This window comes from Polyangium jinanense (assembly GCF_028435365.1).
Map to the genome: position 1 here is coordinate 74,860 of NZ_JAGTJJ010000049.1, position 11,646 is coordinate 86,505.

10 protein-coding genes are annotated in these 11,646 nt (G+C 67.8%); 5 read left to right on the forward strand and 5 right to left on the reverse strand.

The features are described 5' to 3' along the window. Positions 1-12: 12 nt before the first annotated feature. Both KEG57_RS42610 and KEG57_RS42615 read left to right on the forward strand, forming a co-directional pair. Entirely contained in the window at positions 13-786 is a 774-nt protein-coding gene (locus KEG57_RS42610) for an alpha/beta hydrolase (RefSeq protein ID WP_272421946.1), read from the forward strand. A 136-nt stretch (positions 787-922) separates the two neighbouring features. Beyond that, positions 923-2,224 carry a hypothetical protein gene (locus tag KEG57_RS42615; RefSeq protein WP_272421945.1) on the forward strand — a complete coding sequence of 434 codons (1,302 nt, stop codon included), beginning with the start codon at positions 923-925 and terminating at the stop codon, positions 2,222-2,224. Positions 2,225-2,249: 25 nt separating this feature from the next. Here KEG57_RS42615 and KEG57_RS42620 read toward each other — a convergent pair whose 3' ends face one another. Genes KEG57_RS42620 through KEG57_RS42635 form a run of 4 tightly spaced genes read right to left on the reverse strand, consistent with a single transcriptional unit; the run spans position 2,250 to position 5,839 of the window. After that, positions 2,250-2,747: a hypothetical protein gene (locus KEG57_RS42620; RefSeq protein WP_272421944.1), complete on the reverse strand. Its 498-nt coding sequence runs from the start codon at positions 2,745-2,747 to the stop codon at positions 2,250-2,252. 10 nt (positions 2,748-2,757) lie between these two features. Continuing rightward, on the reverse strand, positions 2,758-4,380 hold the full coding sequence (locus KEG57_RS42625) for a hypothetical protein (protein WP_272421943.1): 1,623 nt from the start codon (positions 4,378-4,380) through the stop codon (positions 2,758-2,760). After that, positions 4,380-5,027: a hypothetical protein gene (locus KEG57_RS42630; protein ID WP_272421942.1), complete on the reverse strand. Its 648-nt coding sequence runs from the start codon at positions 5,025-5,027 to the stop codon at positions 4,380-4,382. The genes KEG57_RS42625 and KEG57_RS42630 overlap by 1 nt, the downstream gene beginning before the upstream one ends. Further along, positions 5,024-5,839 carry a metal-dependent hydrolase gene (locus tag KEG57_RS42635; protein ID WP_272421941.1) on the reverse strand — a complete coding sequence of 272 codons (816 nt, stop codon included), beginning with the start codon at positions 5,837-5,839 and terminating at the stop codon, positions 5,024-5,026. Before KEG57_RS42635 ends, KEG57_RS42630 begins: the two co-directional genes overlap by 4 nt. A 163-nt stretch (positions 5,840-6,002) precedes the next feature. Here KEG57_RS42635 and KEG57_RS42640 point away from each other — a divergent pair, with 163 nt between their 5' ends. Together KEG57_RS42640 and KEG57_RS42645 are read left to right on the forward strand one after the other, a co-directional pair. Then, the gene (locus KEG57_RS42640; RefSeq protein ID WP_272421940.1) at positions 6,003-7,508 is read left to right on the forward strand and encodes a M20/M25/M40 family metallo-hydrolase; all 1,506 of its coding nucleotides are present in this window, start codon (positions 6,003-6,005) and stop codon (positions 7,506-7,508) included. Positions 7,509-7,553: 45 nt separating this feature from the next. Further along, positions 7,554-8,168, forward strand: a complete 615-nt coding sequence (locus KEG57_RS42645; protein WP_272421939.1) for a hypothetical protein — start codon at positions 7,554-7,556, stop codon at positions 8,166-8,168. Here the strand turns inward: KEG57_RS42645 and KEG57_RS42650 are convergent. Continuing rightward, a complete protein-coding gene (locus KEG57_RS42650; RefSeq protein ID WP_272421938.1) occupies positions 8,162-10,171 on the reverse strand; it encodes a DUF8769 domain-containing protein in 2,010 nt (669 codons plus the stop codon). The two genes, KEG57_RS42645 and KEG57_RS42650, sit on opposite strands and share 7 nt — an antisense overlap. Before the next feature lie 370 nt (positions 10,172-10,541). Between KEG57_RS42650 and KEG57_RS42655 the strand changes: the two genes are divergently transcribed. Further along, entirely contained in the window at positions 10,542-11,546 is a 1,005-nt protein-coding gene (locus tag KEG57_RS42655; protein WP_272421936.1) for a hypothetical protein, read from the forward strand. Positions 11,547-11,646: the final 100 nt, after the last annotated feature.

The window sequence follows — 11,646 nt, forward strand, 5'->3', positions numbered from 1 at the left end:
TAGGGTCGGGCCGTGCGCCTTTCGCCCCTCGTGTTCGTCCTCGCCCTCTTCGCGGGCAGCCCGCGTCCGGCGTCGGCCGAGGCGCCCTCGGAGACCGTCACCGACAAGCGCCGCTGGTGCGCGGCCGAGCTTCCCGCGCTACCGAACGAGGTCTGCTACTTCGTCCCGGAAAAACCCGCGCCCGGGCCGCGCACGCTCATCATTCACCTGCACGGCGTCGTCCAGCCCGACACGAACGATCAATGGAACTCGCAGCGCAACGCCGCGCGGGTGGGCGCGACGTACGGCCATACCGTGATCATGCCGCGCGGGCGCCGCGGGATCGGCCCGAAGACGATGGAGTCGTGGTGGGCCTGGCCGACGAGCATGGACGCGCGCCGGATCCACGAGGACGCGCTCGTCGCGGAATGGACGGCTGCGCGGCAAGCGCTGGAGCAAGCCGCGGGCAAACCTTTCGAGCGCGTTTACGTCTTCGGATTCTCGAACGGCGCGTATTACGCGACCTCGCTCGCGATGCGCGGCCGGCTCGACGTCGCGGGGTATGCGCTCTTCGCGGGCGGCTCGGGCGCGCCGTATCACGAGACGGAGGCGAAGGGGACGAAGAAACGGGCGCCGATCGTGGTCGCGTGGGGCGCGGGGGATCCTTCGCACGACAAGCAGCAGGCGCTCGCGAAGATGCTGAAGCGGATGCGCTGGCCGCACCTCGAGATCGGGCGTCCCCGCGCGGGCCACGCGATGACGGACGAGCAGGTCGAAAAGGCGCTCGCTTTCCTCGGCAGCCGCTGACGTTTCATCGGTGCGTGATTTTTTTCCGAAATGGTGCTCGAGGACCATGTCTCGACGGGCACACCCGAGGCTTCGTCGCAGGTCCACTTCATGCGCCGAGGTGCAACCGCGCCGGGGGATGTGCTAGTCTCGGCGCGTGGCGAAGGAACGGGGGCGCGAACTTGGGGCGATCGCGGTCGCGATCGTCGCGCACGTGCTTTTCCTCGCCGTCGCCCCGCGTGGCCCGGCGCCGGGGGCCGAGGTGCTCGCGCCCCGCGTCGAGCCGTCGGCAGATACGACGGTCGATATCGAGGAGGAAGGCCCGCCCGGCACGGTGACGCGCGCGCCGGCTCCCGCGCTCGAGCAGGCGCCCACGCCCGAACCGGCCCGCGCGGCCGTGCGTGCACCTGCGCCCGTGCCTGCGCCGGCGCCCGAATCCGCGCCCGCTCCCGCCCCTGAATCCGCTCCCGCTCCCGAATCCGCTCCCGCTCCCGAATCCGCCTCCGCGCCCGCGCCCGAATCCGCTCCCGCGCCCACGCCCGCCGCGCCGAGCCCTCCCGTCGACGAATACGGCGGCGCGCCCGCGCCCGCGCCCGTCGTCGGCGCCCTTCCCGGTCTGGGCTCGCCGGTCTGGGCCGTCCCGGGCGTTGTCCCCGGCGCGCCGGCGGCGCGGCCCGCGCCCACCACCATCGAGGCGCCGCGCCCCGTCGATTCCGACATCGCGAGCCGCGTCATCGCCGGCACCCTCCACAACAAGGACAAATCCACCGGCATCGACGTCCCCGCGGCCGGCGTGGTCGCCTCCACCATTGCTAACGCCGTCCGCGGCTCGGCGGTCAAGGACGCCCGCGCCACGTTCGAGGTCAAACTCGACGCGCAAGGCAAGGTCGAGGGCGTTCGCCTCGTCAGCACCACGGACGCCAATGCGAACCACTGGACCGGCGTCGTGGAGGCCGTGAAGAGCGGCCTTGCCGCGCGGTCCTTGCAAATGGGCCCGGACAAACAGGGCGTCACGGTCGTCGTCAAGATCGAATCGAAGGTCCAGTATCCGGCCGGCAGCAAGGTGAAGGGCGAGATCAAGCCGCTCTGCGCGAACGAGGTCATCGAGCAGCTCGCGCAGGCGATCCAGGACGGGATGTCGCAGGGCGGCGGCGGTGGCTACACGCGCGGCGTGCGCGACGATCAGGGCCGGTTCATCCCGTACAGCGACCTCGACGAGGAACGCAAGCGCCTCTTTTGCATTCCGATCGGCATCGCCGGCGGGGGCGACCTTTCGAATTTCGGCGCCCACATGTACAACGTCGTGAGCTCGTCGTTCACGATCAAGCGCGCCGGAGAGCAAGCCTTGCCCGCGGATACGCCGCTGCCCGTGGATCGGAGCGCCCCGTGGGTCCCCGCCGCGCCGGGCAAGACGCGACCGCCGCCTCCGCCGAAGAAAAAGAAGAAAAAGAAGCGGTGAGCTTCGGGCTCGGTGCGCGACGCGCTTATTTGCCGGCCCTCGGATCCACGGGGATCACCTCGACCTCGACGGGGCCGGGTTTTTGCCCTTTGACGTAGACCCGCGGCAGATCCTTGACCGAATACCAGAAGTTCCCGTCCGGCGCGGCGATGAAGCCGCTGATCGTGTAATTGTCGAACGGGTCGAACTTGGATTGATCGGCCTGAATCTCGAACGCGTAGGGCGCCGGCCCCGAGAGCTTCTTTTTGATCTTCCCGAGCTCCACGCGCTCCGTCTTGCGGATGTTGCCGCCGGAGAGCGTCAGGATGAGCTCGAAATCGGGGGATTCGATCGGCTTTGCATTCTCGGCCAGACGAACGAGGCCGGTGATGGTGCCGCCCGTCCACTCGGATTGCTCCACCGGCGCGTCGTCGACCGGCGGCGTGGAGGGCAACGTTGATTCGGGCGTCGCGGGCTCGGGCTCGGCCGAGCCTCCGCATCCAAGAAAGGTGACGGCGGCCAGGATGATCACGAAGGGCTTCACCCGGCATCCCTTATCGCGACGGCGCGGGCCGTTCAACCGATGGGACGCGTTTCTGCCTTTCAATATCTTTCACCGTCTCGAGCGCCTGAATCTGCGCATCGAGCGTCTGCCGCTGCCTGCGCAGCCGCTCGATTTGGGCGAGCGTATCGACCGTGGCGAGGTCCGGCTCCTTCGCGGCGGTGTCGACCATGCTCGCGACCCCGAGCGCGCTGCTCGCGCTGGCGAGCCCGTCCGCGACCGCGCCGGTCGCGCTCGGGAAGGTCGAGGCGCTGCTCTGCTCCAGCCGGACGAGGCGGCCTTTCGTGTCGAACCCGAGCGCGAGCCTACGCTTGGCAAAGGCAGCCGGATCAAAAGAGACCGTCGCCGGAGACTCGCGTGGATCCATCACATCGATGATCCGCGCGTCCACGATACGAATCCCCTCGTACGATTCGCCGATCCGCCCTTCGTCCGGATCCGCGATCTTCCCTTGCGAAAGCAGCCGCAGCGTGGCCGCGCGTGACGGACGATAAAACACGCGCCCTTCCGCGACTTCCTCCTCGACCGGCGCCGCGCTCGTCGGTTTTTTCGGCGGCGCGCCCCGGTCCGGAGTCAAGGCGATCGCGATACGGGTCGCGTTCCACAGCTCCAGCATGGCCGGGTGCTTCGCGAGCTTCGCCGGCACGTCGGCCGATTTCGTCCCCTCGGGGAGCGTGGCTTCTTCGGGGATCTCCGCGACGTCGAAAACCCGCACGACGTCCCGCGTGATCGACTCCGGCGCGAACCGTTGCTCCTCCGCGAACGCCTGGAGCCGGGCCTCGAACGCGGAGGTCACCTCCTTGCGTTCTTCGAGGGCCGCGCGGAGCGAGGCGTCGAGCAAGGCGCGCTTCGATTCGAGCGCGGCGAGCTCCTTCGCGTCCGCGGCGCCGATCTTGTCCTCGACCTCCTTCTTCGTTTTCCGGCGCTCGCTCGTGATGGCGTCGAGCTCGTGTCCGCGCAAGAAGAGCTTTCGGCCCTCCGCATTCGCGGCGAGGAAATACAAGGTCTGCATGGGCAAACCTTCGAGGTCCTCGCACGGGAACTTTGCAGCGGAGGGATCGGCGCGGAGCTTTCCACAAACGAACGTCCGCGCGGCCTCGGTCCCGCGATCCGCGAGCCCGACCAAAAAGCCCGCAATGGTGGCCGCCGCTTCCAGCGTATCGGCGACGACCTGCCCCTCGCGCCCCGCGCTCTCCATGTTGATCGACTTGAGCAAGCCATTGCCATACGTCTCGACGGCCAGCGAATCGTCGGACGTGCGGCCCGGTTCGAGGTGGAGCGCATAAAACTCCCGCGTGTCCGGCACGTGCAGGACCGTGACCGTCGCCGCGCTCTGCTCCACGTCGAACGGCAGGCTCTTCACCTTGAATTCGTACAGCCCCGCGTCGTTTTTCTCGTACGAAACGCTCCTCCGCGACGTCAGCGTGGTCCGGACGCTGACCTCGATCAGCGTCTTCGGCAGGTGATACCGGATCCCCTCGGGCGCGGCTTCCCCGTACGCGTGCGGGCCGCTCCCGATCATACGCGTGCCCCCGCAGCCGAAGGCGGGCAGGGCTGCGAGCGCCGCTGCGAGGACGAAAAACCGTGCCGCGCGTGTCGCCTCATCGATTCGCATCAGAGAATCACCATCGTCCCGAGCGTCTGCCGCATGTCTCGCAGGTCCTGCGCATACCCCGGCGGCGCCGTCACCAGCCATTGCTCGACGCGTCCGAGCCAGCGCGTACGAATCTCGCCTACGACCTTCGGATCGGGCGTCTCGACGACCGCGCGCACGGTCTCGGCGTCGAACTCGCGCCACCGCTGCCGCCCCTCCGGCGAATGCCAGCGCGGTTTGCCCTCGAACCCGACGACGAGACGCGCCCCGAGCCCCGCGAGCCGCGAAAAAAGCGGTCCCGCGCCCGTATCGCAGCACATGAAATGCAAGGCGCGGTTCTCCGCCCAGAGCCTGAGCTCGTCCGCGGGGAAATCGTCGGCGAGGAGGAGGCCTTTGGGCGAATTCGTGTCGAGGACCCGGCTCGGCTCGCCGTGCGAGGTCACGAGGATCGCCGCATAAGGTCGCCCCTCTTCCGCGGCGGCGCGAAGCGCGGCGAGGACGGTGCTGCGCTCGGTGAGCGTGCGCCCGAAGCGCACGACGCGGCCGCCGAGGCCCGCATACAGCGAATCCCGCATCCGCTGAATCTCGACCGTATCCTCGTCGTACGCGCTGTCGATCGAGAGGACGCGGCGTTCGATCCGCGGGCCGGATTCTACGGGCACCGTCATGCCATGCCCTTCGCTTCGAGCCATTGCCGCGCGAGGCCGTCGATCTCGGCTTCGAGCGGATGGAAATCGCGACGGAGATAGGACTTGATGCCCCGCAAAAACACGCGCTGGCCGATCGGATGCTCGCGGAGCTTGCGCAACTCGGCCCGAAGATCGACGTTGCCGCGGCGGCGGTCCTGTTCGAGGAGCACGAGCGTCCCGGCGATCCAGAAGGCCGCCAGCGTGGAAGCGGCGAGGGCCATCCCGGCGACGCGCAGGGCATAACTCGGCGCCACCGTGCCGAGCACGTCGAACGCGACGGCGCGGTGCTCGATCTCCTCAGCCGCGTGCCAGAAGAGCAGGTCGCGCAGCGCCGGGTGGGCCCGCTCGAGGAAGCGCTCGCGGAGCGCGTTCTCGGCCATGATGGCCGTGAAATGTTCGGCCGCCGCGGTGACGGCGAGGCGGAACGCGGGCGGGAACGCAGGCTCGAGGATGCCGTACGCGATCTTCTCGTAGACACGGAGGAACGGCTTGATCTCGTAGCCCTGCTCTTCGAGACGCTCGAAGAAGCGCTCGTGCGTGCGGGCGTGGCGGCCCTCCTGGGCGAAGAAGCCTTTCACCTGGGCGCGGAGCGCGGGGTCTTCGAGTTTGTCGAGGTAATGGTGGACGCTGCGCACGAAAAAACGCTCGCCCGCCGGGAACAGCAGATTGACGCCGTTCGCGATGTGGGTCGCGAGCGCGTTGCCCCCGAACCAGTGGCGCGGGACGGTCTCGTCGAAGTCGAGACCGGGATCACGAGGCTTGATGGCGGGGCGTTCGTGGGAGGTCTGCATGGCCGAGTCCTGGGACGATTCGAGGGTACCCTCACGTCCTTGCCGGGTCAACGCGATGCTCCCGAGAATCGCGGCAAGCCGGATGCTCCGCGGGGCAGGCTTTCGCCTCGCGTGATCCGGCCATTTTCATCGCGGCCAACTTGCGCCAAACTCGCGCCCCGCGATGTACGCCCGAAGCGCACTCCTCCTCGCCACGCTCTCGCTCGCGGCCTGCTCGGCCGCGGAAACCCCGGCCCCCGAGCGCATCCCCGCGCCCGCCGCCGCGACCGCGACCGCCTCCGCTGCCGCCGCCGCGCCCGCGACCGCCTCCGCTGCCGCTCCCGCGCCTGCCCCCGTCCCACGCGATCCGAACGTGGACAAACTCCAGCTCGCCGCGCAGGTCGACTCGCATGCGTACGACATGGTTCGTTCGCTCGTCGACGAGGTCGGGCCGCGGCTCGCGGGGTCGCTCGGGGACAAGGCCGCCGTCGCCTGGGCCCTCCGGACCATGAAGGAAAAAGGGCTCGAAAACGTGCGCGCCGAAAAGGTCATGGTCCCGCATTGGGAGCGTGGTGCCGAGAGCGGGCGGATCGTCGCGCCGTACGCCCACACCCTCGCGATCGCCGCGCTCGGCGGGAGCATCGGGACGCCCGCGAAGGGCCTCGAAGGCGAGATCGTCATGGTCGAGTCGCTCGACGCCATGGCCGCCATGGACGAGGCCAAGGTCAAGGGCAAGATCGTCTTCTACTCGGCCCCCACGACCCGCACGAAAGACGGCTCGGGCTACGGCAAGGTCGCCGGGATCCGGTACCGCGGCGCGATCGCCGCCGCGAGGAAAGGCGCGATCGGCGTGCTCCTCCGCTCGATCGGCACAGACCACGACCGGCTTCCCCACACGGGCGGCATGGTCTACGACAAGGACGTCCCCAAGATCCCGGCCGCCGCGGTCTCCGTGCCCGACGCGGAGCTCATCGCGCGGCTGGTCGGTCAGGGCAAACCCGTGCGCGTGAGCTTCTCGCTCGGCGCGAAGCTCTTGCCCGACGCCGAGAGCGCGAACGTGATCGGCGAGGTGAAGGGGCGCGAGAAGCCCGACGAGATCGTCCTGCTCGGCGCGCACCTCGACGCATGGGACCTCGGGCAAGGCGCGATCGACGACGGCGCCGGATGCGCGGCCGTCGTCGAGGCCGCGCGGCTCGTGCTCGGCCTCGGCGCGCGGCCGCGGCGCACGATCCGCGTGGTGCTCTTCGCCAACGAGGAGAACGGCCTGCGCGGCGCGGTCGCGTACGCCAAGGACCACGCGGCCGAGCTCGACAAACACCAGCTCGCCCTCGAGATCGATCTCGGCGCGGGCCGCGTGCACATGACGCGGTTCCTCGTCGCGGAAGGCGCACGGCCCGTGACCGAGCGGATCGCGAGCCTCCTCTCGCCGCTCGGGATCCAGTACGACAAGGGCCCGGCGCACGGCGGCGCCGACCTCATCCCACTGCACGCCGCGGCCGTGCCGATCGTGGATCTGCACCAGGACGCGACGAAGTACTTCGACGTGCACCACACGGCGAACGACACGCTCGACAAGGTCACGAAGGAGGATCTCGATCAAGTCGTCGGGGCCGTGGCCACGGTTGCATGGGCGGCTGCCGACGCGGAGGAGACGTTCGCCCGCGTGCCGGAAGAGCTGCGAAAGCGCTGAACTACGCGCTTTTCGAGGGCGACCGCGCCGGCCTATAGTCGCCCGATGCGAATCGGTATCGGCTGGAAAATGCTCGTCCTCGGGACGTTCTTGGGGCTCGTCGCGTGCAGCATGGAGGAGCCCCCTCCCAACAACACGACGAGCGGCACGGGCGGCAGCGGCGGCGGCGAGCCGAAGCTGCCCCCGGCGCGGTGCGGCGAGATGTGCGATCACGTCTCGCAGATCAACTGCTTCGTGTGGGCGGACTGCGCGGAGGATTGCGCGGCCTACCTCGACGCGGGCGAGGCGTGCGAAAGCGCGTTCGAAACCCTGCTCGGCTGCTGGGCGGATCAGAAAGCGGATTTCACGTGTATGCCGTCGCAGGTCGTGCCGCCGGCCGGCTGCAAGGCCCAAGAGGACGCGTTCCGGGCCTGCGCGCAGGGACAAACGCGGAGCGATACGGCCGCGTGCACGGGGCAAAGCGGCACGGACGCCCCCGACGCATGTACGAGCGCGACAACCTGCGCCGGGGTCGGCGAGTTACGCGCGTCGTGCGCGCGGCTCGCCGACGGGACGTGGCAGTGCGCCTGCCGCTCGAATACCTCCCTGCTCGGGACGTGCACGGAGCCTTCGGGCCAATGTGACAATCAAGAGGGTTGCTGCGCGGCATTCTTTTACTGACGGTCGTCGCGGTGGAGGGACACCTTGACCACCGGCTCTCCGGTAGCCTCCACCGTCACCTGGCCCTGATCCCAGACCACGGTACCTGTGCCCATCTCCGTGACCTCGACCTGCCCCTGGGGCGTCGTCAGGGTGAGGGGGGCCGGGGTGAGGCCCAGATAGCCGGCAACCCAGCGGCCGCTTTCCGGGCTCGCCCATAACCAGGCTGCTTCAGGGCCACAAACCAGGCTGGCTTCACCGAGCTCCACCCGCCCGGTATTCGTCTGCCTGGCCGAAGGCGCTTCCAGCATGGGCCAGCCGATTTCACCGGCTTCTGTCCAGCGGCGTTTGAGTTTCCAGGCCATCAGCTCGACCTCCAGGCCCAACGCTTGGCCGTCACGCTGGTAGGCAACCCGATAGACGCGTTCGCCTGCCGCTGCGTAGGTAAAGGGAGGCCCGAGCGTCTCCTCCACGGTTCCACGCAACACCTGCCGTCCAAAGGCGCGGCCATCCGGATAGGCATGGCGCTCGGCGACTTCCAGGTAAAAACAACAAATGGGTCGGCCCTCGTAAAAGAAGCCGGGCCAGTGCATCTCCCAGAATTGCTTGAATGGCCCCCGGTAGTTGTACGACTCGAGCACCAAGTCCCCGTCCCGTTCCACGAGTTCGAGGGGAGTTTCCCGGCCCAGAGGGGTCTGGGTCAAAGGACGCACCGCCATATATACATCGCCACTCCCAACGACGATCACCTGCCCTGGCGACACGAGCACGGGGAGGCTTTCGACCCGCTGCTCGCCGACCCACAGCTCGTCGACCTGCGCCCGGTCCAACCAGATCAGGCAGGCTTTGGCGCTCTTGCCTTCGGTCATATTGGCCGGCGTGTAAAGACCGATGGCCTGATTTTCGCGCTGGACACCCCAAAAGAGACCTTCATCCAGCAGGTTGCGACGCTTGGTCCGGTCGGTCGCATGGTAGAAGTCGCCGAACCACTTATCATCCAGGATATAACGGGTATAGAGAACCCCGGGCCGGGTTGCGCCCGGCCGCTGATAATGGAGCAAACAGACATTGGATTGAACCTGGTAGAGCTGGCTGGCCACGCCCAGGGCAAACGTCGGGGTCTGATAGGTGGTGAAGCTGAATCCACGATCGCGCTCCGCGGTTTCGCTCACCTGAAAGACCGCGGGCAAACCTTCCAGGACCGCCTGGATCCAGGGAGGAACAATGCCCTCGGCGATCCAACTCTGGACCAGCTCGATCTCCGGCGGCGTTTCACAGACCACCGTGGAATGGTAGGCCCGGCTATGGGGACCGGCCCAACGGCCGGTGCCGGCGTGAAGGTGCAGGGCCACGCTCAGCGCCAGCCGGGCAGCCATGGCCCTGGCCCGCACGCGAGTGTCCCGGTGCTGAACCAGGTCTGCCAACTGTTTGAGCGCCCGCAGGGTGATGGAGGTATAGGTCGGGCTGTTGTACTCAAAAGGATGGCCTGAACGGTTGGTAAAGGCGATCCAGTAAACCAGCTTGTCATAACCCCGTTCGGCGATCGCCGTCTCGCCCAGCAACTCGCCGCCCAGGCAGGTATTGAGAATGTCCAGAACGGCAATGTTCGTATAAGCCACCAGCACATCCAGCCGCCGGATCTCTTCCAGACCCAGCCGAACGCTCTCCAGCACCCGGTCATGCATCACAGACGAGAGCCGGTCGCCATGTTGGAGCATCATGGGAATGAGAGCCTCCAGCACGAACTCGACCGCATTCAGGTCCTCGACGACCTCATCCTCCCGCATCCAGTAGAAGTTTCCGTAGTGGGGGTCGCGCTCATCCCGTTCCTGACAGCGCAGCACAGCCACCAGGATACGTTCCGAAAGCTCGATATCCTGGACCGCACCATGGGCAAGCAGTTGGGCCGCCAGCCGGGCCGCCAGCCGAGTTTCGTGGAAGGTCCCCACCTCGGTGCTCGTGCTGCGCATGAGGGTTTCGGGATTAAAATCCGGGGGCAATGCCATCGGTTCAACGGCTGCCATCGTAGCTCCTTTGATCGCGCCAGGTTTCTGGAAGCACGACAATGCAGAAAGAACGGGTTCGTCCCGCCGCTTGTCGAACCTTGTGGCCGCTCGCTCCATGGTTTTTGTGCAGCCTGGTCGACGGGCGCAAGGTCTCCGTCGAGCCTCGCATCGTGAGCACGGAGCGAGATGGACGTACCACCTCGTTGGTGGACGTCATGGCCTCCGGCCCACGCTCACGGCCCCGCGAGCAGGACAACCACCTACGCACCCTCGCATCCCGCGGGAACGGACCGCGGAGGGGGCGCCCCCTGAACGGAGGGCACGGTGTGAAGAAAAACCCGCCATCCACCCTCGACGCGGACGCGCCTCCGCGTTACAGGGGCGGACCATGAAAACCACGGTATCGTTTGTCGGGATGCTTTCCCTCGTCGTGAGCGCTTTCGCATGCGGCGGCGGGGAGCCCGAGGTTAAGGATCCGTCGACGGAAACGGCAAAGCCGGCCGAGACGACAGCCGAGAAGACGCCCGAGCCCGCAGCCACCACAGCCGCGACGACGACAGCCACGACGACCACGACCGAGGCGAAGAAGCCCGCGCCCCCGCCGCCCGTCGTCGAGGACATGAAGCCGAGCGAGGACCCGAAGCCGCTGCCGAGCGTGAAGATCACAGCGCCAAAGAACGACGCCTCGATCGGAGACCTCGCCAAAGCAAAGGACTTCGAGATCAAGCTCGACGTGAAGGACTGGGCCACGGTCGAGAAGGGGCCGCACGTCCACCTGATCCTCGACGACCAACCGTACAAGGCGATCTACGACACGAAGAAGCCCGTGAAGGTCTCCGAGCTCCTGCCCGCGGGCACCGAGCTCAAGGAGGGCGAGCACACGCTCGTCGCGTTCGCGAGCCGCGCAACGCACGAGTCGGTCAAGGGCAAGGGCGCGCAGCAGCTCGTGACGTTCTGGGTCGGCAAGAAGGGCAAGAGCGCGTTCGACCCGAAGAAGCCGCACGTCGTCTACAGCCGGCCCAAGGGCGAAAACAAGGGCGCGATGGGCCAGGAGCTGCTCATCGATTTCTATCTCTTCGGCACGGCACTCGACAAAGGCGAGAAGGTCAAATACACGATCTCCGGCCCGAGCCTCACCACGCCGCTCACGGGCGAGTTCACCACCTGGGCCCCGAAGGTCGCGAAGAACCTGCCCAAGGGTGACTACGAGGTCACCGTCGAGCTCGTCGACAAGGACGGCAAGCCCATCGAGGGCCCGCTGACGAAGACGACGCGCAAGGGAATCGCCGTCGACCCCGAGGCCGCCGCAAGCGATCCGCACGCCGGCCACGGCGCCGAGCCCGCCGCGCCCGCGCCCGCGCCCGCGCCCGCGCCCGCGCCCGCAAAGAAGTAAATCGCCGAGCGTAGCGCCGGGGTTTCACCCCGGACCCCGACCAGGGGTTGTCCACCCCTGGACCCGGACCAGGGCAAGCCCTGGACGCGGGGCGACAGCG

Excerpts from the sequence above, each read along its gene's own strand:
- KEG57_RS42655 (WP_272421936.1), top strand. The coding sequence starts at position 10,542 with ATGAAAACCACGGTATCGTTTGTCGGGATGCTTTCCCTCGTCGTGAGC.
- KEG57_RS42650 (WP_272421938.1), bottom strand. The coding sequence starts at position 10,171 with ATGGCAGCCGTTGAACCGATGGCATTGCCCCCGGATTTTAATCCCGAA.
- KEG57_RS42625 (WP_272421943.1), bottom strand. The coding sequence starts at position 4,380 with ATGCGAATCGATGAGGCGACACGCGCGGCACGGTTTTTCGTCCTCGCA.
- KEG57_RS42630 (WP_272421942.1), bottom strand. The coding sequence starts at position 5,027 with ATGACGGTGCCCGTAGAATCCGGCCCGCGGATCGAACGCCGCGTCCTC.
- KEG57_RS42635 (WP_272421941.1), bottom strand. The coding sequence starts at position 5,839 with ATGCAGACCTCCCACGAACGCCCCGCCATCAAGCCTCGTGATCCCGGT.
- KEG57_RS42645 (WP_272421939.1), top strand. The coding sequence starts at position 7,554 with ATGCGAATCGGTATCGGCTGGAAAATGCTCGTCCTCGGGACGTTCTTG.
- KEG57_RS42640 (WP_272421940.1), top strand. The coding sequence starts at position 6,003 with ATGTACGCCCGAAGCGCACTCCTCCTCGCCACGCTCTCGCTCGCGGCC.